The sequence below is a fragment of the Ruegeria sp. BB1 genome (assembly GCF_056539465.1).
In genome coordinates, this window is sequence record NZ_JBQFVB010000001.1 from 1160798 (window position 1) to 1187244 (window position 26447).

A 26447-nucleotide genomic window follows, 5' to 3' on the forward strand; every position below is an offset into this window, starting at 1 on the left:
CGAGGAACACCCTCCAATCCCACCGGGAACGCCTGATCCGTACGAACCACCCAAAAACTGAACGGCGGCTTTGTCCGCAAAGCCGTCATCCGACATTTTTTGTCAGATGACCGCGTTGAGCCCAAAACGAAAGTTTACTCGCCTAAGGCGAAGCGAGTGGTTTTGGACGATTTTGCATTAGCCTGATCCCAAGTAGCAGAGACAAACATCCAAACGCCAATCCCATAGCGAGGGCATTGGCAACGAAGATACCGCCAAACAGGGATATCGCTGTTCTTCCCGCCTGCTCGATAGACGTGTCTACTACGATCGATACCCAGTCTTTCAGGTATAATGCGAACAGGATCGAAAGCCCTACGGGCGAAATGATAAGCGCTGCACCGAGAGAGGCCAATCCTCGCCCAAGGACGGCTCGCAGTGTTGATCCTTTCAGTACTATTGCGGCTGTGGAAGCAAAGACGACAAGCGCAGAGAGCAGGACGAGCAATATGTGGACAATTGGGAAGAGGTCTTTCGTAACAGTTCCTGTAAGGGCCGAAGTGAATGGCAATAGAACGAAGGTCGCAAACCCTGCTGCAAGGAGCCCTGTGAATAGCTTTGGCAACATGCCAGACGAGCGGCTATCGCCCAGCTTTTGTTGCTTAGGTAGAGTGGGCAGAGCCGGGTCAATCTGATCCCACTTCACAGACATTTGTTTTTGACGAGAAAGCATTACAGCCCCCTTGCATTGTTGAGTTTGAGACGGCCCAGCCAGCCGCGTGTTATTGAAAGTCTGGTGAGCTGGAACGGGGTTTCTTTCGGCGCTTGGACTAATGTTTGCGCGAGCTGGACATGCCGACGCGCGAGCATTGGTATCTTTGCAATTTTAGGTGATGAACAACCTGATAACGTAAGCGACATTGGCTAGGCACAAGACGCTGCCGAACCATATCGCGCCGAACCAGAAAACTTGCTTTATCAGTTTCAATGGAAGCTCTCCTCTGGATCGATCTTTCCGCGGAATACCCAGTACGTGTAGGCGGTGTAAGCAAGGATCACAGGCAGCAGAATGACGGCTCCGACCAGAGCGAAAGCCAAACTGCTGTCAGGTGCTGCGGCTTCGGCAATCGTGAGGCTTGGGGGTAGCATATAGGGATAGAAACTGATCCCAATGCCAATGAAGCACACGACGAACAAGGCAATGGCGCAGAAGAAGGGCTGATAGTCGCGCTGTGTCTTCAGGCCGCGATGAAGCATCCAAGTAATGAGAGCAACAACAGCCGGCACACACACAGAGAAAACTACACCGGGCCACGAAAACCATCTGATCAGATAGATCGGATCTTGGAACGGGGTCAAAAGACTGACGAGGCCAATCAACCCGAGCGTCATGAGCATCAGTGGACGTGCATAGGAACGCATCTGGTGCTGTATTCCGCCCGTTGTTTTCATATTGAGCCAGGTCGCGCCCAGCAAGGCATACCCGATCACCAAGGCCACACCCGATAGGACAGAGAACGGCGTCAGCCAATCCCACTGTGCACCTGCGTACAGCCGATCTTCGACCGGGATGCCCTGAACCAGCGCGCCAAGCGTGATGCCTTGGCAGAAGGCAGCCACGGTTGAACCGCCGTGAAACGCGACATCCCACAGCCAGCGCCCACGCACCGTTCGCCACCGGTATTCGAAGGCGACACCGCGGAAAACAAGCGCAAGAAGCATGATGATAACGGGCAAATAGATCGCGGGCATCACCACGGAATAAGCCAGCGGGAAAACAGCAAACAAGCCTCCGCCGCACATGACCAGCCAGGTTTCGTTCCCGTCCCATACCGGAGTGACTGAGTTCATCATAACATCCCGATCTTTGTCGGTTTTCGCGAATGGAAAGAGGATTCCAATTCCAAGATCGAAACCGTCCAGGATCACGTAGGTTAAAACGGCAAATGCTATTATGCCTGCCCAGATTGTCGAGAGTTCAAGCATTACGCTGCCTCCGCCAAAGTAAAGATTTCAATGGGTTTGTGACTTTGCTGGATACCTTCGACAGGTGGCTTTCCCATGAGGCGCAGTATGTAGAACGTGCCCGCTCCAAACACGGCGAAATACACTACGATGAAGGCTATCAAAGACGCGGCAACAGAAGGTGCATCCACTTGTGAGAGTGAGTCCGATGTCCGCATCAGCCCGTACACCGTGTACGGCTGGCGCCCCACTTCGGAGGTAATCCAACCGGCCAGTACCGCTACAAACCCGCTGGGCGCCAATAGAACGGATGTCCGGTGCAACCAGCGATCTTCGTTGAGGCGGCCGCGAACCCGCTGAACAAGCGACCACAAGCCGATGCCCAGCATGGCAAAGCCGATGGCGAGCATGATGCGGAAGCTGTAGAATACAATCGCGACCGGGGGTTCTTCGTCATCGGGGATAGTGTCCAGCCCGTCAAGCGGCGCGTTGGGGTCATGTTTCAGGATCAGCGATGATAGTTTCGGGATTTCGATGGCGTAGTCCACGCGCTTCTCATCCTCGTTTGGAATACCAAACAGGATCAGTGGGGCACCTTCGGGATGGCTGTCGAAGTGACCTTCCATCGCCATCACTTTCTGCGGTTGATGCTCCAGCGTGTTCAAGCCATGGAGGTCGCCGGCAACGATCTGCAGAGGCGTGACCAGAACGGCGATCCACATTGCCATCGAGAACATTCGGGTGACCTCGGTCGTGCGATTGCGGCGCAGCAAGTGCCATGCCGCAACCCCGGCCACCACAAATGCAGTGGTGAGATAGGCGGCTAGAACCATGTGTGTCAGGCGGTAGGGGAAGGACGGGTTGAATACAATCGACCACCAGTCAACGGGAATGAACTGCCCCAGTTCATTGACGTCAAACCCAGACGGGGTTTGCATCCAAGAATTGACCGACAAGATCCACGTAGCCGATATCAGAGTGCCAAGAGCGACCATCGCTGTGGCCATCATGTGCAAGCTCGGACCGACGCGTTCGCGACCGAACAGCATAATGCCGAGGAAGCCTGCCTCCAGGAAAAAGGCCGTCATGACCTCGTAAGCCATCAATGGCCCGATTACAGGGCCTGCGGTATCCGAGAATGTGCTCCAATTGGTACCGAACTGGTACGACATCACGATTCCGGACACGACACCCATCGCAAAACCAACTGCGAAGATCTTTTTCCAGTAGTTGAACAGGTTGAGGTAAGTCCTGTCCCTGCGCCATAGCCAGAGGCCATTGAGCACGGCCAAGAAGCTTGCCAAGCCGATGGAAAAGGCCGGGAAGATGATGTGAAACGACACAGTAAAGGCAAACTGGATGCGTGCCAGGGTCTCTGCGTCAAAGTTTGCGAATAAGTTCATTGCCGTTTCCTTTGGCATTGGGTTGCAAAGTGCGGCAGTGAACAGAAGTACCTCGGCTGCCAGCTCATCGATGTCATTCAGATGAGCCGGATTTGGGTTGTTGCCTGTTTCAGTTCATTTGGGTTCTGGACGGTTGTTTTTGGGTTTTGGACAAAACCCAGTTCCCCTTGGCTGGGACTGAGGCTGAAAGTCAAAACCGCGCCTTCAGGAAACAATTGCGTTCGAGGGCTCAAAACAAAGTTGCCACCCGGCTCGTTTGTGAGCTGGATGGCAACCTATCAGAAACTGTGCGAGTTCTGTGCGGGATGGTCAGTCAAACTGCGTCTGGATGCTAACAGCGCATGCTGACCGGTCGGGTTTGTTCGGCTGTGTTTCTCCTTGTTTGCTTCACTTGGGGTGGTGTCTTAGTCGTTCCAGTCTTTGTGTTCTTCTTTAAAGTCGTCGCGACGCTCCTGGGCTTCGTCCTGCGCGTCTTCGAAATTGTCCTTTTGGATCGCGCCGCCTACGGCTCCGACTGCGGCACCAGCGGCCGCGCCACCTACGATGCTTTCGCCTGCGATACCGGCGACAGTGGCGCCGACAACTGCACCCTTGATCGCCTTGTCGGTGACGTAGTCAGCATGAGCTGTTGCCGCCATGGTGATCAGAAGTGCGCCTGAGATCGGGGCGATAATGAATTTCTTCGAGGTCTTCATAGGGTTCATCCTTGTTCTGGGTTAGCAACCACCGCGGCTGCTGTGTGCCATTGAACTAGGTGACCCGATGGCCCGCTTTCTTTTGGAGACGGGACAAGGTTTTGTGGATCTTGGACATCTTTCGATCCCCGGTGCCAGCCCCTCTAGCGACCAGCTTTACGGAATCTGGCAGGCGTTTCACCTGTCCAGCGCTTGAACGCCACCGAAAAGGCGGCCTGATCCGCAAATCCAAGCATGAAGGCAACACGGGCAACACCCTCACCGCTACGCAGCATGCGTTTGGACAGGTCGCACAGCACACCTTCCAGAAGAGCCTTAAAGCTTGTTCCCTCGGCCGACAGGTGCCGTGTCATGGTCCGACGCGTCAGGCCAAGTTCTCCGGCTATATCGTCGCCGTTTGGTATCGGTCCGGGAAGACGTTCGCCGAGCATATCCATTATGCGGTCGGACAGACTACGGACTGCATCAGGCTGCGCCTTCAGTTGCTCTTCTCCGTGCCTTTGTAAATGTCCCAATAAGGTGGGGTCTGCCGTTGGTATCCGAAAGCTCATGCCGTTAGCGGGCAGAGCCAAGGCGTATCCGGACTTGAAGCCTACGACTTCACATCCCGCCAATTCGGCCAGCCGCCGGCAGTGCTCGGCATCGTCCGTTTCCAACTCGATAGAGATCGGGGCAAGCCCGCCAGAGGTGATTTGTTGAACTCGCTTATAAAGGCCGAATATCAGCATTTCGCGATGACGAGGATATTGATGTGCCGGGATTACATTGCTCTCCAGAGTGATCCTTGGCTCGTCGGGCGCCCCCACCACGTCCAGACTCAAGTCAGGGTCTTGCATTGCGTAAAAACGTTGCGTAAGCGCCAGCGCGTCTTCGATCGTTTCGGCTGCACGAACGATGTAAGCCAAAAGCGTTCCGGGACCTTGCGCCGAAAGCCCAACGCGCGCGGCAAAAGTTTTGTCTTCCAAAACCCGGCAGGCAGTTTCAACTGCGCCCGCCTCATGTAGCAGCTCGACAGTTGCGTCGGGGCTATCGCCGATATCAACGGGTGCCCCCGCCATTTCCAGGACTTCGGGAAACGGAATGCGCGCGCCGGGTTCTTGAGAATAACGCAGCCCGACGTTTCGCAGTCTGTAAGTGCTGATGCGTGGCACTTTCGCGTCCTCCCCTGAATGGCACGCAACTCCCTGCAGTCACAGCAATTGTCCAGAAGCCAACAACAAATGTCCAGAACCCTCAGGATTGCAGGCGCGACGACGGTTAGGTCCGGGTCATCAGAAAGGAAACGACCATGATCTACTTCGCAAGGTACTACCGCGTACTGAAGGCAATCCAAAACTCCGCCAAGCAAGGGTGGTCCGGGGGGAACATCCACGGTCTGCGCAGTTCGCCACTTGGCGAGAAAACACCGAACGGACGTCGTTGGGATCCACCCTACTCCCCGCAGGAACAGCCCTCAGAACCCGCACAACAACCCACCGAGAATTGACGTTCTCCAAACACTGAAAATCTACATGCGCAGCGTGGCTGCGTAACAAAAGGACTGAAACATGAAACCACCCGCGTTCCTGATGGCGCCCTTAGTTGGCGTCATTTCAACTCCGGCCTTTGCCGCTGGCGGCGATCCCAGATGGTGGGTCGCGCCCAACCAAACCGACACCTATGCATGGGTAGGCTTGGTCGTTCTCGCCCTTGCGATCCTGCTGGTCGTACATCTGTACGCGCGCTTTGAACGTTACACCGAACACAAGTCAATCGGCACTCCGCTGCGCACAACTATTCCGACAATGCTCACTGTCGCCTTGGCGTATGAGCTGATGCCTGCCCTGAGCCACTTCAGCAGTCTACTGCCGGGTGCCTTAATCCTGACCGCAATCGCTCGCGACTTCATGTTGTGGTGGCGTCCATCGAAAGAGGAGTTGGCAAAATGATTGAGCTTCTAGTAACCTCTTTTCCGTTTGTCCTGCGCGTGATTTATCTGAAATGGCGCGGGCTACCGGTCACCCTCTACAATGTTCACCGAGCGCTCTTCATGTGGTTCGTTCTCGCCCTGATCGTGTTCTTTGCTGTATTCTACTACTATCCCAAGTCCTACACCGGCCTCGTGCCATTCAGAACTGTTCCGGTCGTCGCCGAGAACGGCGGAACCGTTACGGACATCTATGTAAAGGGCGGCGATCGTGTCGAACCGGGCGATCCACTGTTTGCAGTCGAGAATGCGTCGGAACAAGCCGCTGTAGATTTTGCGATGCGCAAAGTTGAAGAGATTGAAAGCGCGAAACTGGCCGCTGAGTTGCAGGTCCAGACCGCGCAGGCCGTGGTGGATGCCGCAGTTACCGCTAGAGAACAGGCTGAGCTGGTGCTGATGGATCACGAGGCACTTCAAGCAAAGGGCTCTGCAGCATTTCAAGTGAGCCAGCTGGAGCGCGCTCAAGCAACTTTGAGCACTCGGGAAGCTGAGGTTGAGGCTGCTGAAACGCAACTTGGTGTGGCGCAAGTTCAGGCGACGGCTGTTCTGCCCGCCCAACTTGCATCGGCGCGTGCATCGTTACAGCAGGCTCAGGTGGAACTCTCAAAGACCCTGACGCGCAGCTCTGTCGATGGTGTAGTTGAACAAGTTACCCTGAATGTTGGTTCACGCGCAGCGCAAGCCGCAATGAGCCCCGCCATGCTGATTGTACCCGACCGAAAAGATGTAGAGAAAGGACGCGTCGTAGCCGGCTTCTCACAGGTTTCTCGCACCGAACTGTACGAAGGTATGGCCGCAGAGGTGGCATGCGAAAGCAACTTCAACATCTCGATGCGCAACACCGTTCTTCCTGCAAGGATCGTACGTATTCAGGAGCAGATTTCTTCGGGTCAGCTCGCGCCAAGCGGTCGCCTGATTGAGCCGAGTGAAAAGGCGAAACGGGGTCAGATCGTTGTGCATCTCGATCTGGTGCACCCAGAACACCGCGAACTTTTGGTGCCAGGTAGTGGTTGCATCGTCCAATCCTACACCACCAAATTTGAAGGTGACATGGAAGGAACACTTGTTGCCCACGGGATCCAGGCTATGGGTATCATCAAGGCAGTCGGTCTGCGGGTTAAAGCTTGGTTCGGTCTGACTTCGGGTATCGGCTTGATCGGTGGTGGACACGCCTGATTTTCCAAAGACCCTCCTATTCAGTAAATGCGGCTCCCGATAAACGTTGGGAGTCGTTTCTTCTGTTTTGTAAACAGATCACATGCCAAAAAAATGTGAATTCTGTTTCGGCTTTCTGATACCCGGCGAACGGTAGGTAGGTCCGCTCAGGTAATCTTTTGCAGGAAAATGACGACCACATACAGTAGACCGGAATGTCAGTTTTGACCGCATAGCCGCCGTCGGTTGATCGCGCAGCAGCAGTCACTATGGGCTCGAAGCGGCCATTCGCTGCTAGTTGCTCGTACGACTGCTTTGCGGACAAAGTGGTCGTTAGACTCCGGCGATCCAAGACCTTTTCTTACACAAAGAAGAAGCATTAATCCTCATTTTTTAAGTTAGCAAATTGTGTACTCAACCAGCGAGGCGAAGTGAGGTTGTCGCCATAGCGCTCCTCAATTCGGCTTTCAATCTTTTAGATATCTCGCGATCTTTGAAGTATTCAGTTTGAATGAATGTAGAAGGTCTAAAGTCCGGATCGTGAAGCAACAAATCGCGAACTGCTCGTTCAAGCTTGCAGTCATTATTCAAGTGAGTTGCGGCCGCAGTCCGATAAGCTGCCGCCCGCCGAGTGAGCCTCGCAAATTCATCCACGGTGTTAAAACAAGCCTCAAAATCATGCATGACATAGTAGGCAATTGCCTCTAGTTCGCGGCAATATTCGGGCAAAAAGGGATCAAGCATCTTTGCACGCTTTTGGTACTCAAGAGCAGTCTTTCCATCTCCGAGAAAGTTATGGAGTTCACCGGTTCGTCCGACAATGAACGCGTGATTGGGGTTTAACTCCAGAGCGCGATTGAAGTGGAACTTAGCCCGTTCAAAGTCACGAACATAGAGCGCCAAGGAACCGGCAATTCGATGGCTTTCAGCGTCCGTTTCATCCAGCTCGACAGCTAGGTTCCCTGCTTCGACCAACTCATCCCATACATCTTCACCGGTCCATTCTGCTACTGTAGCGACAGCGCACGCCCTCCACGCATGAACTCGACCATATCCTGGATCTCGTTTCAGCGCTTCGTCAAACCAATGAACTGCTTCCTGTGCATTCTCCTTTGTGACTCCACCAATCCGGTGATAGTACAAACCGCGGATTAAACATTCATAGGCTTCCAGGTCACCCGGACGTTTGCGCTGTGCCGTGGCTTCCATTTGCCGTTCGATCTGGCCAGCCACACTAGCGACGATTTTGGCAACAAGGTCATCTTGGAAATCGAAAAGATCCTCCAGATTGCAATCCGCCCGCTCTGCCCAAAGCTGTTCGCCTGACACTGCATCCGTCAGATACGCGTTGATCCGTATGCTATTTCCCAGCTTGCGAACCCCGCCCTCAAGACAGAAACGCACACCGAGTTTCTGTCCAAGTTCACGAGCGTCCGCCGCAACCCCTTTTAACCCAAAACTAGTATTCCTGGAGATCGTGAGAATGTCAGGGAACCGGGACAACTCTGTAATGATGTCTTCCGTCAGGCCATCGGAAAAATACTCCTGCTCGGGATCATTGCTCATGTTCTTGAAGGGAAGCACAACAATTGAGTTGGTGGACTTTTGAAGTTCCGCCACGTAGGGAAGGCTACTGTCCTCGATAAGGGCGGTTCCGCAACTGTGCGTGCCAAGCTCGCCTGCAACAGCGTAGACCGTAATTGGTTCGGAAATATTTTTAAGCTTTCGGGTGCCCTTGTTCTCAAATTTTAGCTGGGCCGACCGCTTGGCGTGATCGAACACAGCATTGCTTACGAGGACCGTACCCGGCTCGGCTTCAGACTCAATACGACTCGCTACATTTACCCCATCGCCAAGCAAATCGTCGCCATCTACTACGACATCGGCAAGATGGACCCCAACCCTGATTTCTAGTCCAATCTCTCGCTTGGTTACTGGTGCAGCGAGTTGAAGTTGTAAGTTGTAAGCACAGCGAACAGCCGCCACCGGGCTAAAAAACTCCAAAAGAAAGCCATCACCCGCGCGGTTGAAGACCCGCCCATTGTGCGTGGACGCAACAGTTCCGATTAACTCGTTTAACAGGGTAACACGATTTATCGTGTCGACTTCATCTTCACGCATTCGAGTGGAATAACCGACAACATCAGCGGCCAAGATCGTAGACAATCTCCTATTCATATTGAAGGTTCCTATTGCGCATAAATTTTAAGCCCTAATGCACGATTGCCCCATAGTAAGCCATTTGACTTCAAGAGTCTGCAAGGGGTGCTGTCAGACGAATTCTAACCAGTCTCAGTTTGCCGCGGAAACCGCAAACCTATCCGGAACAAAGTTGACGCCACTCGCTAAGAGCGGCGGCGCGGGTCAGCTTGAAGGTATCTCGGCTTGCGAGCGATCCTTCTTGGTTGAAGTGGATGTAGACAGAGGAGTGGACCGAGACGAATTTCTGTAGACTTCGCATGCGCCTGAACCGTTGCATGGCGCGTTCGCGTCGTCGGAAAGGAAGGTGGGAATTCTCAACGCGGTTGTTGAGCCACCTGCCCGTCTGTTGTTTTTTGAGCGCGCCCAGCTCTCTGTGCGCGGTTCTGTATGAGGCGAAGCGATCCGTGACGACGTTTTCCGCTTTACCGTATCGCTTCATCAATTTCTTGAGGAATTTCAGTGCTGTCTGCTTGTTTCGGCGTTTGGTGACAACGGCTTCGAGTACCTCGCCTTCGTGATCGACGGCCGCCAGAGGTAGTGTCTCTTGCCATTCACCTTCACGAAAACCTCGTCCACGTGCCACTTCCATTTGGAGAACGCGCGCAGTTGCTGAACACGCTTCCGTCTGATCTCAGCAGCAAACATTGGGCCAAACCTGTTCCACCAATACCGGACAGTTTCGTGCCTCACGTCGATGCCTCGCTCGTGCAACAGATCTTCGACATTCCTAAGCGAGAGCGGGAAACGGATGTACAGCATCACCGCCAAGCGGATAATCTCGGGATTGGTTTTGAAGTATTTGAAAGAGGCGGGTCTGGTGATGGGCAAAAGCTACGCAACACCCCTACCCCGCTCACGCAAAGTTCTTCTGACAAGACCGGGCCGACAACGGATTCGTTTTCTGCAACCCTACGGGTGAGATTCTGGTATTAGAAAACGTGACCAAAATTGCAGGGTCGATCCGTGACGCTGCTGGGGTATCGCAGGACGTTTCGCCCTTCCACGGTACACGGCACTATGCGTTGACCCAGTTGCACAAGGCTGGTGTTGATGGCCTGACTATCCGTGCGCGGGCCGGTCATGCCGACATCAGATCAACGCAAGGATACATCACTGTTGACGATGATGATGACCGCAAAGCAGCCGCTGCGGTCCGTGATTCACTGCTGTAATGCAAATGAAACGCAAATGGTGACTAGCTGGAAGTGGTGTGGCCGACCTGTAAATCGTTGATAAGTGGCGGGGAGACAGGGATTCGAACCCTGGGAACGCTCTCACGTTCAACGGTTTTCAAGACCGCCGCATTCGACCACTCTGCCACCTCCCCGCGTGGGGCTGGGTCTAAGGCCAACTGAAATCGGTGGCAAGAGCAAATAGGGAATTCTCGCCTAAGCATGTGCAGTGGTCTTTCCATGACACCTCACCCACGTTATGCTTTGCAGGAAAGACCGTAACAGACCGGCAAGACAGAACCGGCAATTGGCGGCGGGGTTCAGGAAACGAGACCCCTTCAGGCAAGGGATGACAAAATGAAGCGAGCGACTGAGACACGCTTAAAACCGCGATCGTGGGCGGTGCTGGCGGTGACATTGGCAATTCTGGCGGGGTGTGACGAGACACTGTCGACCGAGGAAGCATTGTCGGACGCACCAAGTGACGGCACCCAGACCAGCGGTACCGTCGAACTGTTTCCCGGTCATTCAGACAAATCAGGCGCAACGGTCGAAGCGCCAGAGGCCTTCAATGTGACCGAAGCCGCTCTGTGGGATGGGCGTCCGTCCTTGGGCGGTATCTGGGTTGCCCACCCGGATGTGACCCAACCCGAACGTGTTGTCATCAAGAATCCGAAAAACAACAAATCTGTGAATGGCGCCTTGTTCCGGCGGGAAAGAAACCTGCCCGGCCCGGCTTTACAACTGTCCTCTGCGGCCGCTGGCAAGCTGGGTATCCTTGCAGGTGCGCCGACCAAGGTTCAGGTTACTGCCCTGCGGCGCAAACCCGTAGAAAAAGAAGAACCCAAGCCCGAAGAAACCGCGACAACCGAGAATAAATCGGTCACCGATGAAGCAAAATCAAAAGACGCAGCCATAGAAACGGCTACGGCAGATGCCGAAAAGCCCACAAAGCGGAAATGGTGGCAAAAGAAAGAAACGGTTGCCGCAGCAGGTGCAGCCGGAGCCGCTGCAGCGGCAACAGGCGATGCCGCAGCTGAAGCAACCGCCGATGCCGCGGAAGACGTGGTTGAAACCGCAGCTCAGGCCACACCGTCCTCTACTCAATCTGAACCCGAAGTCAGCCCGTCCGAGGAAAAGCCCGCCAAACGGAAGTGGTGGCAAAAGAAAGAACCGGTTGCCGCAGCAGGCGCAGCCGGAGCTACCGCGGCGGCAACAAGCGACACCGCAGCTGAGGCAACCGCTGATGCGGTGGGAGAAGTGGTAGAAACCGCAACTCAACCCACCGCGGCCCCCTCTCTGTCTGACCCCGAAGTCACCCCACCCGAGGACAAACCGGCCAAGCGGAAGTGGTGGCAAAAGAAAGATCCTAACGAGATCACTGAAACGCCGCTTGACCCCGTTGCAGGTGCTGCAGCCGCGATTGAAGCGGCCGACCCCACCCCGGTAAGCGCGCCTGCTCCCGCGGCTCAGGATCCAGCACCACGATCTCTGACCAAGCCGTTTGTTCAGGTTGGAACCTTCAATGTCGAAGCCAATGCCAAGAGCGCGGCGCAAAAAATTGAGCGGAACGGAATGACTGCCAATGTTCGCGAGCTGAAGACCGACGACAAAACGGTCTGGCGCGTGCTGGTTGGCCCGGCAAAAACCCGCTCGGAACGCAACGCATTGCAAAGCGACGTCAGAGACCTTGGGTTTTCCGACGCGTTCTCTGTCAAGAATTGAAACAAAGGAGGCCCCTCGTGCTGTCCTCACTGCGACCATCCGTTTTGACCCTTGGGCTGGCTGTGTTTGCCCTGCCCGCCCAAGCCTTTGATACAACAGCCCGCGCGGCATATGTGGTAGATCAGACTACAGGTACGGTTCTACTGTCCAAAGAGGCCGATCTGCCCCTACCGCCTGCCTCTATGTCCAAGCTTATGACGCTTTACGTGGCGTTCGAGGCACTGCGCGATGGCCGCCTGACACTGGATGAAACACTGCCGGTTTCGGAACACGCCATGAGCTATGGCGGCTCAACCATGTTCCTGAACACGCAGGACCGCGTCCGGGTCGAGGACCTGTTGCGCGGCATTATCGTATTGTCGGGCAACGACGCTTGCGTGGTGATCGCCGAGGCGCTCAGCCCTGACGGAACCGAGGCTGGGTTTGCCCGATACATGACGCAACGTGCGCAGCAAATGGGCATGAACAATTCCAACTTTGCTAACTCGAACGGCTGGCCCGCTGCTGGTCATATGATGTCCACCCATGACCTGGCTGTGTTGGCAAATCATCTGATTTCGGATTTCCCGGAATACTACCCCCTGTTCGCCGAGGAAGAGTTTGAATTCGATGGCCGCGCGCCGTCGAACAAACGCAATCGCAACCCGCTGCTCAAGCTGGGGATCGGCGCCGACGGTCTGAAGACCGGCCACACGCAAGAGGCCGGGTATGGCCTTGTCGGGTCGGCCAAACAGGGTGACCGTCGGGTGATTTTTGTACTCTCAGGTCTCGACAGCACTGGCAAACGGGCAGAGGAGGCTGAGGCCGTGGTTAACTGGTCGTTTCGAAATTTTGTCGAGAGGACAGTTGCCAACGCGGACACGCCAATAGCCGAGGCCAAGATCTGGATGGGCGCGCAAAAGACCGTGGGTCTGGTCCCGGAAGAGGACCTGTCGCTGCTGTTCCCAGTTCTGGGTGACAAGAATATCGAGGCCGAGGTTGTCTATGACGGGCCGGTCAACGCGCCAATTGAAAAGGGCCAACAAATGGCTGAGCTGGTTATCAAACCGGAAGGATTGCCGGAAATCCGCCGCCCATTGGTGGCGTCTGAAAGCGTCCCGGCCGGAGGCTTCGTGGTGCGTATGATGACCGTGGGCGGTATCTTTCTGACCGATGTGATCGGCAATCCACTGGACGCATTGTGACAAAGCCCGGGTTGTTTCTGACCTTCGAAGGCATTGATGGATCAGGCAAATCATCGCAGGCACGCATGCTGGCCGAGCGTTTGCGCGATCTTGGTCATGAGGTCGTGCTGACGCGCGAACCCGGTGGCTCGGTCGGGGCCGAAGAGATCCGCCGCCTGGTTTTGGAAGGCGACCCCGACCGCTGGTCGGCCGAAACGGAATTGCTGTTGTTCACTGCCGCGCGGCGGGATCATTTGGAACGCACAATCGAGCCCGCTCTTGCCGCTGGCAAAGTGGTTATCTGTGACCGATTTGCCGATAGTACTCGCATGTACCAGGGCCTGTCGCGCGGCGATTTGCGCGGGGTGGTTGATCAATTGCACAGCTTGGTGATTGGGCGCGAACCCGATCTGACACTGCTGATCGACATGGACCCACAAACCGGTCTGGCCCGCGCCAAGGGGCGACAGGGCACAGAAGAACGGTTCGAAGATTTCGGCATCGATCTGCAGCAAAAGATGCGCGCCGGATTTCTGGCGCTGGCCGATGAGTTTCCGGACCGCTTTCGCGTGATTGACGGCAACCGCGACATGGACAGCGTTGCACAGGATGTGACAGATATCGTTCTGCAAGCTTTGTGACTGACGATAGATGAGCGACGATACCCCAACCCCGGATCAGGCCCCCGGTGCCCCGCACCCGCGCGAAACCCAGCAACTGTTTGGGCAAGCTGCGGCTGAACAGGCATTTCTGAGCGCCTACACCTCGGACCGGCTGCACCACGGCTGGCTTTTGACTGGCCCGCGCGGGGTGGGCAAGGCAACCCTGGCCTGGCGGATTGCACGGTTTTTACTGGCAACGCCGCCGGTAGAAGAGGATGGGCTGTTCGGTGCCCCTCCGCCACCTGAAACCCTTGCGATTGATCCCGAACATCCGGTCGCGCACCGCATTCTGGCCGGGGCCGAGCCGGGGCTGGCCGCCATCACCCGATCCGTGAATGATCAGGGGCGGTTGCGGAACGAAATCGTCGTTGATGATATTCGCAAGCTGGGGAAATTCTTCGGACTGTCCTCGGCCGATGGCGGGCGGCGTGTCGTAATCGTCGATTCAGCGGATGAGATGAATGTCAGCGCGGCTAACGCCCTGCTGAAAATGCTCGAAGAGCCACCTGCGCGCACGACATTACTGTTGGTTTCGCACCAGCCGTCACGCCTGTTGCCAACGATCCGATCCCGTTGTCGAACCCTGCGCCTTTCTCCACTTGGACCTGAGGATATGCAAGCCGCCCTCGTGCAAACGGGTGCGGACCTGCCCGCGCAGAACGACCATTTGGCGGCGCTGGCCGCCGGGTCGGTCGGCGATGCGGTGCGGTTGATCAATCTGGGTGGGTTAGAGATCTATGCTGAACTGATCGCCATTCTCGGCACTCTGCCGCGCATGGATCGCCAGCGCGCGCTGGCCCTGGCCGAAGCCGCTGCCCAACGCGGTGCGGCAGAGCGGTTCGAACTGCTGCTGACCCTGATCGACGTCGTCCTGTCGCGCCTGGCGCTGACCGGCGCAACCGGTGCGCCGCCACTCCCCGCGGCTGCGCCGAATGAGGCGGAAACGCTGTCACGTTTGTCCCCATCTCCGCATCAGGCCCGTCAATGGGCCGAGGTTGCGGCGACAATCACGGCCCGCGCGCGCCATGGTCAGGCGGTGAACCTTGACCCTGCCGCTCTGGTCCTAGATACGGTGTTCAAGATACAGGAAACCGCCGGTCAGAGCAGATGAGCGACACCCCCCAGATCACCGACAGCCATTGCCATCTGGACTTCCCCGATTTTGAGGGGCAGCTGGACCAGATCATCGCCAATGCCGCCGAAGCAGGCGTGACCCGCATGGTCACGATCTGCACCCGCTTGCGCAACGAACCCACCATTCGTGCCATTGCCGAGGCACACGCGCCGATCTTCTATGCCGCAGGCACCCATCCCATGAGCGCCGCGGATGAGCCGATGGCCACGGTCGACGAACTGATCGCGCTGTCCCGGCACCCGAAATTTGTCGGCATCGGCGAAACCGGTCTGGATTACCACTACACCGCTGACTCAGCCTCGGTGCAAAAGCAATCGCTGCGCGTTCATATCGAGGCCGCCCAGCACACCGGTCTACCGCTGATTATCCACGCCCGCGCAGCTGATGATGACATGGCGCGCATTCTGGCCGAGGAACACCGCAATGCGCCCTATTCCTGCGTAATGCACTGTTTCTCATCCTCGGCGGAACTGGCCCGCGCCGCGCTGGATCTGGGCTTCTACCTGTCCATGTCCGGCATCGCCGCCTTCCCCAAAAGCCAGGAATTGCGCGATATCTTCGCTGCCGCGCCGGTCGACCGCGTTCTGGTGGAAACTGACGCCCCCTATCTGGCCCCACCGCCTTATCGCGGTAAACGTAACGAACCGGCCTATACCGCCCACACCGCCCATAAAGGGGCGGAAGTGTTCGGGTTGGACTATGCCGATTTCGCTGCCCAGACGCAGGCCAATTTCGACCGTCTGTTCACCAAGGCCGCAACCTACAAGGCGGCTGCATGACCCAGCTGCGCTGCACCATCCTTGGCTGCGGCTCGTCCGGCGGCGTACCGCGACTGGGCGGGCATTGGGGGGATTGCGATCCGCAGAACCCCAAGAATATTCGCCGCCGCTGTTCGATGCTGGTTGAACGTGACGGGCCGGATGGCACGACCACGGTGCTGATCGACACCACCCCCGACATGCGCAGCCAATTGCTGAGTACTGGAACAGGGCGTTTGGATGGCGTGGTTTATACTCATTCCCATGCCGATCACGTCCACGGCATCGATGACCTGCGCATGATCGTCTATAACATGCGCGAGAGAGTATCGGTCTGGGCCGACGGTGATACGCAGAACGCCCTGCTGGGGCGGTTTGGGTATGCCTTCATCCAACCCGAAGGCTCTCCCTATCCGCCGATCCTTGACTTGAAATCCATCGACGGCCCGTTCGAAATCGACGGCCCCGGCGGTTCGATCCCGTTTCACCCCTTCAAGGTCAATCATGGCTCGATCGATTCTTTGGGTTTTCGGATGGGTAAGCTGGTGTATCTGCCGGACGTCGCCGAACTTTATGACGACGCATGGCCTATGATGGAAGGGCTGGACTGTCTGGTCATTGACGCCCTGCGCCGCAGCCCTCATCCCACACACGCCCATCTGGATAAAACGTTGGAATGGATCGATCAGCTGAAACCCAAACGAGCGGTTCTGACCAACATGCATATCGACCTCGACTATGTCACGGTTGACGCCGAAACCGCCGATCACATCACCCCTGCCTATGACGGTATGGTGATCCTTCAGGATTTATAGGGCACTGCCGTTGCAGCCCGCGAAACACTCTGGGGCGGCTGGATGCTGCAAACTCTGATCGAAGTTATCCTGCCGGTATTTCTTGTGATCGGTGCCGGATACACCGCGACCCGTCTGGGGTATTTCAAAGAAGCCCATGTCGAAGGGTTGATGAAATTCACCCAGGGCTTCGCGATTCCCTGCCTGCTGTTTCTGGCCATCGCACATCTGGATCTGAGCGCCAGTTTCGATCCCCGGCTACTGGGCAGCTTTTATGCCGCCGCAGCCCTGTGTTTCACCGCCGGGTTGTTCGGCGCCCGCCTGATCTTTCACCGCGAGTGGGAAGATTGCGTCGCCATCGGCTTTTGCTGTTTGTTCTCGAACTCGGTTCTGCTGGGCCTTCCGATCACGGAACGCGCCTTTGGGTCCGAGAATTTGGACGGGAACTACGCCATCATCGCCTTCCATGCGCCATTTTGCTATGCCATCGGCATCACGGTGATGGAAGTTGTCCGAAACCGGGGGAATGGCGGCAGGCGCATGATCCGGTCGGTGATGTCGGCAATGTTCCGCAATGCGCTGATCCTCGGTATCGCGCTGGGATTTATCGTTAACCTTTCAGGAATTGGCGTACCTTCAGTTTTGGACGAAGCGCTTGGCCTTATTACTCGTGCCGCCCTGCCCGGCGCCCTGTTTGCGCTGGGCGGAGTTCTGGTCAAATACAAGCCCGAGGGCGATCTGCGCGCGATTGCCTATGTCTGCTGCATTTCATTAATCCTGCACCCCGCCCTGGTTTGGCTGTTTGGGACCTCTGCTGGTCTGCCTCAGGATTTGTTCCGCTCGGGCGTTCTCACAGCGGCGATGGCGCCCGGCTTCAACGCTTATATATTTGCCAACATGTACGGACACGCAAAACGGGTGGCAGCCTCATCCGTTTTGATTGGAACGGCGACCTCGATTCTGACGGTCTGGTTCTGGCTGACACTTTTAGGTTGATGGCACCTTAGTTTGGATTGACTCTGGCGCGGCGGGACGCACCTATCGGTAAAGCTAACAGGACAATTCGAATGCACCACGCCCTTATCGTCGCCCATGGCCAACCGTCGGACCCGACCCCGGCCGAACAGGTCTTAGCCGAGTATGCCGCCGAGGTCGACGTACTGTGCGCAAAGGTGACTGTGCGGTCGGCAACGCTGGCGGCACCGGGTATATTCGAAGAGCGTGTTTCAAAGCTGACAGATGACGCAGTGATTTACCCGCTGTTCATGGCAAAAGGGTGGTTTGTCACCAGCGCCCTACCCAAACGCCTTGCCGGGCGAAATCTACGCATTCTGGACCCGCTTGGTGTCGACCCTGACCTACCAGAACTTGTGGCCGGGGCGCTGCGCGACAGGTTGGTGGAAAACCAGTGGACGGCGCAGGAAACGGATCTCGTTGTGGCGGCTCATGGCTCAGGTCGCAGTCGCAACCCGTCTGCCGTTGCCCTTGCTTTCGCCAGCACGTTAGAAAAATATCTGGCATTCAGGTCCATTCGTGTGGGTTTTGTCGAAGAACCCCCTTCCATCTCCGAGGCCGCGTCAGGTTTGTCGGAGCAAGCTATTTGCCTGCCCTATTTTGCCTGCACCGGCGGTCACGTTCTTGAGGACCTGCCGCAAGAGTTGGCTGAAGCCACGTTCAAAGGACAACTCATGCCAGTTGTCGGAGAGCTGCCACCGATCAAGCGCCATATTGCAAACACTCTGAGCCGTGTGTTCGATTAGGCTTGATCGCATCTAAGCCGGGTCCGCGCGATTTTAATCCAAACGAACCCCGGATGCCGGGTCGCCTTGCCGACGCCCCACCAGTGTCGAGTATAAGCAATGCCGAGATCTGCCTTTCCTCTTCGCCTCATACAGCGCCAAATCAGCCGCGTTCAGAATTTCCGCAGATTTGGGGGGCGAAAACTGCGTGGACAACGCGGTCCCGATACTGGCTGATATCCGACAGGGGTTTTTTTCGAACACCATTGGTTTTTGCAGCCGGTCAATAAGACGTGACGCAATTGCTGAGAGGACAGATTCATCCATCAAACCCTTGATGATAATAACGAACTCATCCCCGCCAATGCGAGCCACTGTGTCATCGTTGCGGGTTTCCTCTACCATGATCCGGGCGGCCTGCTGCAACACGTGATCCCCCGCTGCGTGCCCATATTGATCATTGACCGACTTGAAGAAATCCAAATCCAGATGCATCAGGGCGAAAGGCGAATTCCCGGATATCAGATGGCCCAGAACCACGTCCATGGCCCGACGGTTCTTTAACCCGGTCAGCATATCGGTAAAGGCTTGTTCTTCGGCGGCCAACATCGCCCCTTGCAGCCGCAGGTTAAGCGACCGCGAAGCCTCCATCGCGGCCGATTTAGCCTCGACCAGGTACAGCAGTTCGATTGCAAGGTCGGTGCCAGAAAAGTCCGCACTGGTCAGCGCATAATCGCGTACAGCATCCAAAATCGAAATGCCGAAGGACAGGTTAATTACTGCGCCTTTTCCGTTGGGCAGTGGCGCAACCAATCCCTTCAACACCGTTCGTGGCGTATCATGGAGTTTCAGGTGCAGTTTTGCGCCAGCCAATGACATCAGAGCCGAAAGGGTTGTGACAGCGCGCGGGCGTATCAACTCGAATACATCCAGAAATTCTTTCCCCTCCATCGGTTGATCCGGGCGAAGTTTCTGCAACGTCGGCCCTACGCGTGTTATCCGCCCAGTTTCGCTCACCAGAACGAACATTGGACATAGTGTTTCCAGCAAAGAACCCAGATCGCCAGTATCCATCATGATTTGCGCGCCCCAAGATCGAAATGACGCCCTTCGGCAAAAGCGCTTTCCACAAGTACGACTGAGATGACTTCGGCCTCGCCCTCTTGCCCGTCATGGGACAACATGGCCAAGGCACCGTAATCGTCGGCCATGGCGCGCAAAACCCCGACCATAACGCTGGAATATCCGGCCAATCCGGGATGACAATACAATTGATATTCTGTTGGGCTCACCTCAATAAGCTCCAACATTGGCAGACAAAGGTCGGAAACTGCCAAACGGACGCGGTCGGACAAGTCATCCAGGGAATGCAGGAACTCTACATAAGTGACGCCGCCAAAGCGCAGCAGACGGCGCAGATCCTCCATATTCGGGTGAGACACCAGATATGTTCCCAAGTCCTCGAGTATTTCGGCACGTGGGCGCATTAGTTCGCCGCACAGTGCGTCCAAAACCCGGGCAGTCATGTCGTCATCGTAGACGAGCATGGCCTCGAACTCGGTAAATCCCAGCTCAGCCATCTCGGTCACGTGCAACCAGCACGTCTGCCCGTAGGTCGCGCATACGAAGGATTGTACCGCCCGATTGATCAGACCATGCATAAAATGCCCCAGATTGGTTACTTCTCCAATCTGGCCCGAGATTCCTTAACAAACCCCCAAGATAGGACGTTGGATTCCAACAATCTGAACAAATATCACAGTGGAAGTCTTTGACAGAGAACTAGAAATCCGTCGGCGCCCCACCTTCGGCCTTGCGACGGGCGACAAAGTCGGCAAGCTCATCCCGGATCGCATCATCCAGCGCCGGTGGTTCAAAGCTGGTGATGATCTCTTTGAACATGTGATGGGCCCGCTCCGCCGTCCAAATGCCACCCGCAACATTCCACCCCTCGAAGTTCTTCCAATCACTCAGAAAGGGTTGATAGAATGCGGTGGTGTAGCGGTCCTGAGTGTGCTGAATACCAAAGAAATGTCCGTCATTGCCCACCGACCGGATCGCATCCAACGCGATTTCATCTGGACCGGTCGCGGTAATTTCAGGCTGCATATAGCGCTGAATTTGCTGTAATATTTCACAGTCCATGATGAATTTCTCGGGGCTGGCGATCAACCCTCCCTCAAGCCAACCTGCTGCGTGGTATACCATATTGGTACCCGACTGAACGGACGCCCACAGAGAGTTCGAGGTCTCCCAAACTGATTGGCCATCGGGCACGTTTGCGGCACACACCCCCGACGACCGCATCGGCAGGTTGTAGAACCGTGCCATTTGCCCAGTCATCTGGGTGGAACGCATGTACTCCGGTGTACCAAAGGCAGGTGCGCCTGACTTCATATCCACATTGGATGTGAACGTCCCGATTACGCAGGGAATCCCCGGGCGCACGTATTGGAACAGAGCGATTGCGCACAAGGCTTCGGCCAGCGATTGCGCCACAGCCCCCGCCATCGTTACCGGAGCCATTGCACCAGCCAACGTGAACGGCGTCACAACAATCGCCTGCCCCCGCCGCGCCAAACGCAAGCAACCGTCAATCATCGGGTGGTCGTGTTTCAGCGGTGAGGTCGAGTTGATGTTGGAATACATCCGAGGCGTTGCCTCGAACTCCTCGTGGCTCAGCCCGCCAGCGATGCGGACCATCTCCATCACATCTTCGACCCGTTCCTTCCCGAGGCAATAGGCATGCATCGCCTTGTCGGTCAGGGTCAGCTTGTCATAAAGCACATCTAGGTGCCGGACACTGGCATGTATATCGACGGGTTCAACCGGATACCCGCCCGCAAAGTGAATGCAATTGAAATATTGCGTCAGTTTCAACAGGTTGCGGCACATATCTCGACTGCCGGGAACCTTGGTACCGATCTCCATATCCCAGTAATTCGGCGGCGATGATACGTTGCCGAACACCATGTTCTTTCCGCCGATCTCAATCGTGCGGTCCGTATTTCGTGGAGTAATCGTAAAGCTTGAAGGGGCTTTGCCCACCATCTCCATGACAAAGTCCCGGCCCATGCGAACATTGTCGCCCTCGACCGTACACCCTGCCTCGCGCAGAATGCCTTTGGCTTCTTCGTTGTAGAACTCGATCCCGATCTCTTCGAGGATGCGCATGGCCCCTTCATGGATCGCCTCGATCCCGTCCTGATCCAACGGTTCAGTCGGGCGGTCGATATTGATTGGCGGGCTCCACGGCATCTGGTCGATTACCGCAGTACCTCTGCGTTCAGCAGCCCCGGCACGTCCACCACCACGACGCCTACGAGTTTTTGTGTCTGCCATCTGATCCTCCGGAGCTTGCTCTATCACAAGCAAGCCCCGAAGGTCGGGGGCTGGCCGCTCTGTCTGCGACAGACTTTGTCGGTTTTTTATCCCGAAGCGACGAAATTGGCTGGAGCGTGATCAGTTTTTCGCCAACCAGTCGGGAATGTGCCCGATATCCGGCAACACGACATCCGCCATGGGCGCCAGTGCTTCGGCCGGGGCCATGCCCGTGAGAACGGCAATTGTCGTCATCCCGGCAGCGCGACCTGCTTGCAGGTCGTGCAGGCTGTCGCCCACCATGGCCACCTGTTCAGGTGCCACGCCTACATGTGTCGCAAAGGCAAGCAACTGCCCGGGCCCTGGTTTGTACCCGTGGCCGCTGTCATAGCCCGCGACAAAGTCGAAATGATCGCGAATCCCGACCGAGGATAAATGCTGTTTCGCTGGCATCTCACCGTCATTTGTGGCCACGCCCAGCTTTAGCCCAGCCTGTTTCAAACCTTCCAGAAAGGGGGCCAATGGCACGGCCTGCGCCTGCGGAGCCGACGCCGATTCGGTGTTCAGAACATCGACCAGATCTTCCTGCGTCATGTCGGGAAGATGCGGAACCAAGGCTTCGGCTATTTCATCAACCGTACCGGCGATGACGATGCTGTCCTCGGAATAGGTGGCCTTTTCCAGGTCAAAGCCGATAACACGCCCCAATTCTGAAGCGCGTGCAGGGTCTCCGTCGGCCAGGCGCGACACGACATTGCGCCCGAAAGCCCCCCAGGTGTTGGCAAAGTCAAACAAGGTGCCGTCCTTGTCGAACAGGATCGCGTCGATAGGCATTGCATGCTCCTGCAAAGTTGTGGGTCAGGTCCAGTGGACGTCAGCGCCACCGGACAAAACCGCGCGGGCCTGTCCAGGCAGGTCATAGGGCACGGAATTCGCGTCACAGAAGGCGATTACCCACGAGTCGTCAAGCATAAGAAACTCCAGCACCGACCCCAGAAACTCGGGCTCGCCTGCTCTTTCGCGCAGGTCCTGTGTCGATGCACCGGTTGAGCCAAGGAAAATTGGCAGCAATTCTTCATTGCCCACCAGCCAACCCAGAACATTGAGCGCCAGCGTTTCGGCAGATTGGGCGTTCATTGACATAAAATAGCCCCGGATCAGGTCTTGGAAAGGGTTTGTTAACCAGACTCATAAACACTTTAGCAACGCATGCAATCAATGGTGACCGATATGTCCGTGCAGGGAACCATCCTTGTCCTCGACGAGGCCTCAACCAATCGCATCATGCTGAAGGTTCAGCTAACTGCGGCTTGGTATCACGTTGTTCAGGGTGAACGGCTTCAGGGTCTGCCCGGGCTTTTACGGCGTGCCAGGCCCGACCTGGTACTGACCTCGCAAACCTTGCCGGACGGCACTGCCGCTGACGTAAAGAAGCTTGTCATGGCAGACCCGGATTTGACCGATGTGCCGGTGGTTGCGATCGCACAGCAAAACGACAAGGCCGCGCGGTTGAAGGCGCTGGCTGACGGCTTGGACGATGTTCTGGCCCACCCGTTCAAGGATACGTTCCTGCTTGCGCGGGTTCGCAGCCTGTTGCGCGCGCGCGCCGATACCCAAGAATTGCAGGTTGGAACCAGTTCGCACCCCATCGGATTTGCCGAACCCAGCTCTGCGCTGATCATGCCTGCGAAAACCGGTCGAGTCGCTATTCTGACACAATCGTCATGCACCAGCGCTTTGTGGAAAAAGGCTCTATTCAAGCAAACACCGCACAACCTATCCGCTCATACAACATCCAACCTTCGGGGTATTCTGTCGGGACCTGTCCCTGATGCCATCGTGTTCGAGGTCAGTGCAAACCCGTCGGACCTCAAACTGCTGGCCGATCTGAAATCGCGAAGCACTACGCGGCATACGGTTCTGATTGGTGTTCTTGAGGAAGAGAATACCGAATTGGCATCCGAAGCGCTTGATCGGGGTGCCGACGCGATTTGCATGGGTAGTTTCTGCCCCGAAGAAACGCTGTTGCGCCTGGAAAACCAGATTGCGCGAAAGGCCCGGCTGGACCAGATGCGCGCGTCGCTCAGGCGCGGGTTGGAGGATTCCTGGGTCGATCCGTTAACCGGCCTGCACAATCGCCGATATGCGATGCGCGCGATGAATCAGATCATGCACAAGGCTGCGCGGACCGAGCAAGGTTTTGCGGTGATGCTGGCTGACCTGGATCACTTCAAGTGTATCAACGACACCTTCGGCCACACCGGCGGGGATCTGGTGCTGGCCGAGGCAGCGGCCCGGATGAAACAAACGATTGGCTCGGCCGGGTTCATCGCACGAATCGGTGGCGAAGAGTTCATGGTTGGCCTCGCCGAAACAACGCAGGCCAAAGCACTGAAATTAGCAAGAAGCTTGTGTGATTGCATCCGTGACAAACCTTTTGAGCTGCCAGACGCTCCTGCCCCAATACCGGTCACGATCAGCATCGGACTAATCGCAGCCCAACCAAACGGGTGGTCGCAATCTCATCAACTACCCCGGTTGGAGGGGCTGATCAAATCGGCCGACACCGCGCTTTATGCTGCCAAGTCGGCTGGGCGCAACCAGGTTCGGGTCCGGCAGAGCGCAGCCTGAACCGATCAATCCTTGTGCTTGCGCCCATGCGCCTTGCGCTCGACCACTTCCTGCAGCCGGTCCGCGTAAGCCTGACGTTCCGCGTCAGTCATCGCGGTGATGCGGCCCAGCCATTTATCCTGTAATGCGCTTTGCAATTCGGCCATGGCTTGCGCCTGTTGCTGCAGCAGCGCCTGTACCGCCTCGGGATCGAACGGTTCCGCGCGCAAGGCTGCCTCAAGCGCGGCAAAGTCCTGCGACCGCATCTTCGCCCCCTTGGTATGCCGCTCAGACAACTCACCGCGCAACGCTTTCCGTTCTTCTTTGGGCAGCGCCCGGTACAACGTTGGGGCAAATCCGGGCGGACCCTTGCCGTGATGCCCGCCTTTGACCCTGTAAACAGTGCCCAAAGCGACCCCGACAACCAAAAGGTTCAGCGCCAGCGATACGGTCAAAAGAACCGTCACCCACCGTCTTTTGGGTTTGGCATTATCGCTCATTCGGCGTCCTCCAGAAAAGTTGTGTCCAGGCCAAGGTCAGCGACCACAAAGCTGGTGTCCTGCGGAAAAATAATCGTTGCCGGGTCAGGTAAAAAGTCGGGCGCGGCAAATCCGATCCAAACCCCTGCGGCACTGGCCGCGACCAAACCACCCATGCTCTGCCAGCCTCCGATCCCGTCCAGCAGCCGCGCCCAGACAGAACGCGGTGGATCTGCAGGTTTCATCCGGTCAAGACGCACCGTTTCGGCGTCCGTCAGAATGCGAACCGCCAGATCATCGGGCAGTTCCGGCCGGGCTTGCCGTGCCTGAGCAAACAACTGGTCCAATTTCATGTCATCTTCAGCCATCTTCGTACCCCAGTTCATCTTGCCGTCCTGCCAGTATTGCCGCCAAGGCACGCTTTCCACGCGCGGTCAGGCTTTCTACCGCTTCAGTCGAAATGCCCATGATCCCGGCGATTTCAGGGTTGGGCAGTTCTTCGATATGCCGCAAAATCACCGCTTGCCGTTGGCGGTCTGGCAATTGCGACAACGCTGATTGCAGCGCATCCTTACGCGCCGCTTCTTGTAGCCGCTCGGTAGCGCTCAGGTCTTCATCCTCGGGCTCGGGCACATCGTCCAGACGGTCCGGCCTTTTCTTGCGCTGCACATCCACACACAGGTTCAGCGTAACGCGATAGAGCCAGGTGGACACCTTGGCCTGCCCCGGCACCCATTTGGGGGCCATCTGCCACAGCCGCATCATGGCGTCCTGCGTTACGTCTTCGGCCTCGGCGCGGTTGCCCAGCATTCGCATCGCGACTGAAAAACAACGCGGCCCCAACCGGTCAGTCAACTGACGGGCAGCCGCCGCGTCGCCGCCCGCGAACTGCCGCAGCAACGCATCATCTGTCGTATCCGCGGCACATTCTGCGCCGCGGACATCTTGAAATGGAGAGGTCAGATCCTCCATCCTTCATCAGCTGTCGTCAGAGTCCGCCTTGCCGTGTTTCTTGTGCTTGCGACCCATCCGCTCTTTCGCATCGGCGTATTCCTGTTCCGAGATCGTTCCGCTGTTATCCGCGTCGATACGGTCAAACATCTTGCCAGCGCGGCGCGGTTTGGGCAACTCGTCTTCACTCAGAAAGCCGTCCTGATTGGCGTCGTGTTTTTCGAACATCTTGGTCACGCGGTCATTGGCGCGTTTTTGGCCAGCGGCCTGCATTTCTTCGACGCTCAGTTTGCCGTCGCCGTCAGCGTCAGCGTTCGAGAATCGCTGCGTGCGGTGGGCCTCCAATTCTTCCTGCGTCAGTTGACCGTCACCATTGGCATCCAGTTCTTGAAAGCTTGCAGGTTCACGATCCTTTGGTCCGGCCGCCAATACGGACGTGCCTGTGATTGCAATAGCCGAGATAAGGATGGCCGGAATGAATTTGGCGCTTTTCATGTCGTTTTCCCTTTGTTTGGCGGCCCCATCGCCGCTGCTCACATAAGTTCAAACGCAGGGCTGGATGCTTTCCGTCGC

The 26447-nt window shown here is 56.6% G+C and carries 28 protein-coding genes, 1 tRNA gene and 1 pseudogene; 12 read left to right on the forward strand and 18 right to left on the reverse strand.

Features of this window, described 5'->3' with window-relative positions; genetic code table 11:
* Positions 1–142: 142 nt before the first annotated feature.
* From ACR0AL_RS05785 to ACR0AL_RS05810, 6 genes are all read right to left on the reverse strand, one after another.
* The gene (locus ACR0AL_RS05785) at positions 143–712 is read right to left on the reverse strand and encodes a hypothetical protein (protein WP_170348198.1); all 570 of its coding nucleotides are present in this window, start codon (positions 710–712) and stop codon (positions 143–145) included.
* Positions 713–865: 153 nt separating this feature from the next.
* Positions 866–967, reverse strand: a complete 102-nt coding sequence (locus tag ACR0AL_RS05790; RefSeq protein ID WP_170348197.1) for a DUF2474 family protein — start codon at positions 965–967, stop codon at positions 866–868.
* Complete coding sequence (cydB, locus tag ACR0AL_RS05795) at positions 964–1965, reverse strand: cytochrome d ubiquinol oxidase subunit II (RefSeq protein ID WP_480662279.1); 1002 nt, start codon at positions 1963–1965, stop codon at positions 964–966. The genes ACR0AL_RS05790 and cydB overlap by 4 nt, the downstream gene beginning before the upstream one ends.
* Positions 1965–3347 (reverse strand): cytochrome ubiquinol oxidase subunit I, encoded by a 1383-nt coding sequence (locus ACR0AL_RS05800; RefSeq protein WP_480662281.1) that lies wholly within the window; start codon positions 3345–3347, stop codon positions 1965–1967. Before ACR0AL_RS05800 ends, cydB begins: the two co-directional genes overlap by 1 nt.
* A gap of 404 nt (positions 3348–3751) precedes the next feature.
* Positions 3752–4042 (reverse strand): glycine zipper domain-containing protein, encoded by a 291-nt coding sequence (locus ACR0AL_RS05805; protein ID WP_058283947.1) that lies wholly within the window; start codon positions 4040–4042, stop codon positions 3752–3754.
* 143 nt (positions 4043–4185) lie between these two features.
* Positions 4186–5193, reverse strand: coding sequence for a helix-turn-helix domain-containing protein (locus tag ACR0AL_RS05810; protein WP_480662283.1), 1008 nt, complete (start codon positions 5191–5193; stop codon positions 4186–4188).
* Between the two features lie 396 nt (positions 5194–5589).
* On the opposite strand from ACR0AL_RS05810, the gene ACR0AL_RS05815 reads away from it, so the two are divergent.
* Together ACR0AL_RS05815 and ACR0AL_RS05820 are read left to right on the forward strand one after the other, a co-directional pair.
* The gene (locus ACR0AL_RS05815) at positions 5590–5970 is read left to right on the forward strand and encodes a hypothetical protein (protein WP_170347760.1); all 381 of its coding nucleotides are present in this window, start codon (positions 5590–5592) and stop codon (positions 5968–5970) included.
* Positions 5967–7184 (forward strand): HlyD family secretion protein, encoded by a 1218-nt coding sequence (locus tag ACR0AL_RS05820; RefSeq protein ID WP_170349366.1) that lies wholly within the window; start codon positions 5967–5969, stop codon positions 7182–7184. The genes ACR0AL_RS05815 and ACR0AL_RS05820 overlap by 4 nt, the downstream gene beginning before the upstream one ends.
* Before the next feature lie 393 nt (positions 7185–7577).
* Here ACR0AL_RS05820 and ACR0AL_RS05825 read toward each other — a convergent pair whose 3' ends face one another.
* The gene (locus ACR0AL_RS05825; RefSeq protein ID WP_480662285.1) at positions 7578–9317 is read right to left on the reverse strand and encodes an adenylate/guanylate cyclase domain-containing protein; all 1740 of its coding nucleotides are present in this window, start codon (positions 9315–9317) and stop codon (positions 7578–7580) included.
* A 163-nt stretch (positions 9318–9480) separates the two neighbouring features.
* Positions 9481–10193, reverse strand: a pseudogene (locus ACR0AL_RS05830) (IS6 family transposase).
* A 110-nt stretch (positions 10194–10303) separates the two neighbouring features.
* On the opposite strand from ACR0AL_RS05830, the gene ACR0AL_RS05835 reads away from it, so the two are divergent.
* The gene (locus ACR0AL_RS05835; RefSeq protein WP_368039709.1) at positions 10304–10537 is read left to right on the forward strand and encodes a tyrosine-type recombinase/integrase; all 234 of its coding nucleotides are present in this window, start codon (positions 10304–10306) and stop codon (positions 10535–10537) included.
* Between the two features lie 65 nt (positions 10538–10602).
* Here ACR0AL_RS05835 and ACR0AL_RS05840 read toward each other — a convergent pair.
* Positions 10603–10692, reverse strand: a tRNA-Ser gene (locus ACR0AL_RS05840).
* Between the two features lie 202 nt (positions 10693–10894).
* Here ACR0AL_RS05840 and ACR0AL_RS05845 point away from each other — a divergent pair.
* From ACR0AL_RS05845 to ACR0AL_RS05880, 8 genes are all read left to right on the forward strand, one after another.
* Entirely contained in the window at positions 10895–12262 is a 1368-nt protein-coding gene (locus tag ACR0AL_RS05845) for an SPOR domain-containing protein (RefSeq protein WP_480662287.1), read from the forward strand.
* 17 nt (positions 12263–12279) lie between these two features.
* Positions 12280–13446: a D-alanyl-D-alanine carboxypeptidase family protein gene (locus ACR0AL_RS05850; RefSeq protein ID WP_170409247.1), complete on the forward strand. Its 1167-nt coding sequence runs from the start codon at positions 12280–12282 to the stop codon at positions 13444–13446.
* Entirely contained in the window at positions 13443–14066 is a 624-nt protein-coding gene (gene tmk / locus ACR0AL_RS05855; RefSeq protein ID WP_170348190.1) for a dTMP kinase, read from the forward strand. Before ACR0AL_RS05850 ends, tmk begins: the two co-directional genes overlap by 4 nt.
* Before the next feature lie 10 nt (positions 14067–14076).
* Positions 14077–15198 carry a DNA polymerase III subunit delta' gene (locus ACR0AL_RS05860; RefSeq protein ID WP_480662289.1) on the forward strand — a complete coding sequence of 374 codons (1122 nt, stop codon included), beginning with the start codon at positions 14077–14079 and terminating at the stop codon, positions 15196–15198.
* The gene (locus tag ACR0AL_RS05865) at positions 15195–16001 is read left to right on the forward strand and encodes a TatD family hydrolase (protein WP_170348188.1); all 807 of its coding nucleotides are present in this window, start codon (positions 15195–15197) and stop codon (positions 15999–16001) included. The genes ACR0AL_RS05860 and ACR0AL_RS05865 overlap by 4 nt, the downstream gene beginning before the upstream one ends.
* On the forward strand, positions 15998–16795 hold the full coding sequence (locus ACR0AL_RS05870; RefSeq protein WP_480662291.1) for an MBL fold metallo-hydrolase: 798 nt from the start codon (positions 15998–16000) through the stop codon (positions 16793–16795). Before ACR0AL_RS05865 ends, ACR0AL_RS05870 begins: the two co-directional genes overlap by 4 nt.
* A 42-nt stretch (positions 16796–16837) precedes the next feature.
* Complete coding sequence (locus ACR0AL_RS05875) at positions 16838–17770, forward strand: AEC family transporter (protein ID WP_170374641.1); 933 nt, start codon at positions 16838–16840, stop codon at positions 17768–17770.
* A 71-nt stretch (positions 17771–17841) separates the two neighbouring features.
* Complete coding sequence (locus ACR0AL_RS05880) at positions 17842–18534, forward strand: CbiX/SirB N-terminal domain-containing protein (protein WP_170360128.1); 693 nt, start codon at positions 17842–17844, stop codon at positions 18532–18534.
* A 33-nt stretch (positions 18535–18567) separates the two neighbouring features.
* Here ACR0AL_RS05880 and ACR0AL_RS05885 read toward each other — a convergent pair whose 3' ends face one another.
* From ACR0AL_RS05885 to ACR0AL_RS05905, 5 genes are all read right to left on the reverse strand, one after another.
* Positions 18568–19590 carry a GGDEF domain-containing protein gene (locus tag ACR0AL_RS05885; protein WP_170348184.1) on the reverse strand — a complete coding sequence of 341 codons (1023 nt, stop codon included), beginning with the start codon at positions 19588–19590 and terminating at the stop codon, positions 18568–18570.
* The gene (locus tag ACR0AL_RS05890; protein ID WP_480646186.1) at positions 19587–20174 is read right to left on the reverse strand and encodes a heme NO-binding domain-containing protein; all 588 of its coding nucleotides are present in this window, start codon (positions 20172–20174) and stop codon (positions 19587–19589) included. The genes ACR0AL_RS05885 and ACR0AL_RS05890 overlap by 4 nt, the downstream gene beginning before the upstream one ends.
* Before the next feature lie 121 nt (positions 20175–20295).
* Positions 20296–21855: a trimethylamine methyltransferase family protein gene (locus ACR0AL_RS05895; protein WP_480646184.1), complete on the reverse strand. Its 1560-nt coding sequence runs from the start codon at positions 21853–21855 to the stop codon at positions 20296–20298.
* A gap of 120 nt (positions 21856–21975) precedes the next feature.
* Positions 21976–22668 carry an HAD family hydrolase gene (locus ACR0AL_RS05900; protein ID WP_480662294.1) on the reverse strand — a complete coding sequence of 231 codons (693 nt, stop codon included), beginning with the start codon at positions 22666–22668 and terminating at the stop codon, positions 21976–21978.
* A 24-nt stretch (positions 22669–22692) separates the two neighbouring features.
* Positions 22693–22977, reverse strand: coding sequence for a DUF3572 domain-containing protein (locus ACR0AL_RS05905; protein WP_480646180.1), 285 nt, complete (start codon positions 22975–22977; stop codon positions 22693–22695).
* Positions 22978–23064: 87 nt separating this feature from the next.
* Here ACR0AL_RS05905 and ACR0AL_RS05910 point away from each other — a divergent pair, with 87 nt between their 5' ends.
* Positions 23065–24465, forward strand: coding sequence for a diguanylate cyclase (locus tag ACR0AL_RS05910; protein ID WP_480646178.1), 1401 nt, complete (start codon positions 23065–23067; stop codon positions 24463–24465).
* Between the two features lie 5 nt (positions 24466–24470).
* Here ACR0AL_RS05910 and ACR0AL_RS05915 read toward each other — a convergent pair whose 3' ends face one another.
* The 4 genes from ACR0AL_RS05915 to ACR0AL_RS05930 are packed head-to-tail and all read right to left on the reverse strand — an operon-like array spanning position 24471 to position 26369.
* The gene (locus ACR0AL_RS05915) at positions 24471–24944 is read right to left on the reverse strand and encodes a periplasmic heavy metal sensor (RefSeq protein WP_170348178.1); all 474 of its coding nucleotides are present in this window, start codon (positions 24942–24944) and stop codon (positions 24471–24473) included.
* Complete coding sequence (locus ACR0AL_RS05920) at positions 24941–25309, reverse strand: hypothetical protein (protein WP_254428647.1); 369 nt, start codon at positions 25307–25309, stop codon at positions 24941–24943. Before ACR0AL_RS05920 ends, ACR0AL_RS05915 begins: the two co-directional genes overlap by 4 nt.
* Positions 25284–25895 (reverse strand): RNA polymerase sigma factor, encoded by a 612-nt coding sequence (locus ACR0AL_RS05925; RefSeq protein WP_170348177.1) that lies wholly within the window; start codon positions 25893–25895, stop codon positions 25284–25286. The genes ACR0AL_RS05920 and ACR0AL_RS05925 overlap by 26 nt, the downstream gene beginning before the upstream one ends.
* Before the next feature lie 6 nt (positions 25896–25901).
* Positions 25902–26369 carry an EF-hand domain-containing protein gene (locus ACR0AL_RS05930; protein WP_170348176.1) on the reverse strand — a complete coding sequence of 156 codons (468 nt, stop codon included), beginning with the start codon at positions 26367–26369 and terminating at the stop codon, positions 25902–25904.
* Between the last annotated feature and the right edge of the window lie 78 nt (positions 26370–26447).

What these genes read in the sequence shown, in the direction of transcription:
- ACR0AL_RS05885 (WP_170348184.1), bottom strand. Translation starts at nt 19,590, where the DNA reads ATGATGGATACTGGCGATCTGGGTTCTTTGCTGGAAACACTATGTCCA.
- ACR0AL_RS05905 (WP_480646180.1), bottom strand. Translation starts at nt 22,977, where the DNA reads ATGTCAATGAACGCCCAATCTGCCGAAACGCTGGCGCTCAATGTTCTG.
- ACR0AL_RS05930 (WP_170348176.1), bottom strand. Translation starts at nt 26,369, where the DNA reads ATGAAAAGCGCCAAATTCATTCCGGCCATCCTTATCTCGGCTATTGCA.
- ACR0AL_RS05900 (WP_480662294.1), bottom strand. Translation starts at nt 22,668, where the DNA reads ATGCCTATCGACGCGATCCTGTTCGACAAGGACGGCACCTTGTTTGAC.
- ACR0AL_RS05880 (WP_170360128.1), top strand. Translation starts at nt 17,842, where the DNA reads ATGCACCACGCCCTTATCGTCGCCCATGGCCAACCGTCGGACCCGACC.
- ACR0AL_RS05785 (WP_170348198.1), bottom strand. Translation starts at nt 712, where the DNA reads ATGCTTTCTCGTCAAAAACAAATGTCTGTGAAGTGGGATCAGATTGAC.
- ACR0AL_RS05805 (WP_058283947.1), bottom strand. Translation starts at nt 4,042, where the DNA reads ATGAAGACCTCGAAGAAATTCATTATCGCCCCGATCTCAGGCGCACTT.
- ACR0AL_RS05815 (WP_170347760.1), top strand. Translation starts at nt 5,590, where the DNA reads ATGAAACCACCCGCGTTCCTGATGGCGCCCTTAGTTGGCGTCATTTCA.
- ACR0AL_RS05865 (WP_170348188.1), top strand. Translation starts at nt 15,195, where the DNA reads ATGAGCGACACCCCCCAGATCACCGACAGCCATTGCCATCTGGACTTC.
- ACR0AL_RS05920 (WP_254428647.1), bottom strand. Translation starts at nt 25,309, where the DNA reads ATGAACTGGGGTACGAAGATGGCTGAAGATGACATGAAATTGGACCAG.
- ACR0AL_RS05890 (WP_480646186.1), bottom strand. Translation starts at nt 20,174, where the DNA reads ATGCATGGTCTGATCAATCGGGCGGTACAATCCTTCGTATGCGCGACC.
- ACR0AL_RS05845 (WP_480662287.1), top strand. Translation starts at nt 10,895, where the DNA reads ATGAAGCGAGCGACTGAGACACGCTTAAAACCGCGATCGTGGGCGGTG.
- ACR0AL_RS05870 (WP_480662291.1), top strand. Translation starts at nt 15,998, where the DNA reads ATGACCCAGCTGCGCTGCACCATCCTTGGCTGCGGCTCGTCCGGCGGC.
- ACR0AL_RS05895 (WP_480646184.1), bottom strand. Translation starts at nt 21,855, where the DNA reads ATGGCAGACACAAAAACTCGTAGGCGTCGTGGTGGTGGACGTGCCGGG.
- ACR0AL_RS05915 (WP_170348178.1), bottom strand. Translation starts at nt 24,944, where the DNA reads ATGAGCGATAATGCCAAACCCAAAAGACGGTGGGTGACGGTTCTTTTG.
- ACR0AL_RS05800 (WP_480662281.1), bottom strand. Translation starts at nt 3,347, where the DNA reads ATGAACTTATTCGCAAACTTTGACGCAGAGACCCTGGCACGCATCCAG.
- ACR0AL_RS05820 (WP_170349366.1), top strand. Translation starts at nt 5,967, where the DNA reads ATGATTGAGCTTCTAGTAACCTCTTTTCCGTTTGTCCTGCGCGTGATT.
- ACR0AL_RS05910 (WP_480646178.1), top strand. Translation starts at nt 23,065, where the DNA reads ATGTCCGTGCAGGGAACCATCCTTGTCCTCGACGAGGCCTCAACCAAT.
- cydB (WP_480662279.1), bottom strand. Translation starts at nt 1,965, where the DNA reads ATGCTTGAACTCTCGACAATCTGGGCAGGCATAATAGCATTTGCCGTT.
- ACR0AL_RS05925 (WP_170348177.1), bottom strand. Translation starts at nt 25,895, where the DNA reads ATGGAGGATCTGACCTCTCCATTTCAAGATGTCCGCGGCGCAGAATGT.
- ACR0AL_RS05860 (WP_480662289.1), top strand. Translation starts at nt 14,077, where the DNA reads ATGAGCGACGATACCCCAACCCCGGATCAGGCCCCCGGTGCCCCGCAC.
- ACR0AL_RS05875 (WP_170374641.1), top strand. Translation starts at nt 16,838, where the DNA reads ATGCTGCAAACTCTGATCGAAGTTATCCTGCCGGTATTTCTTGTGATC.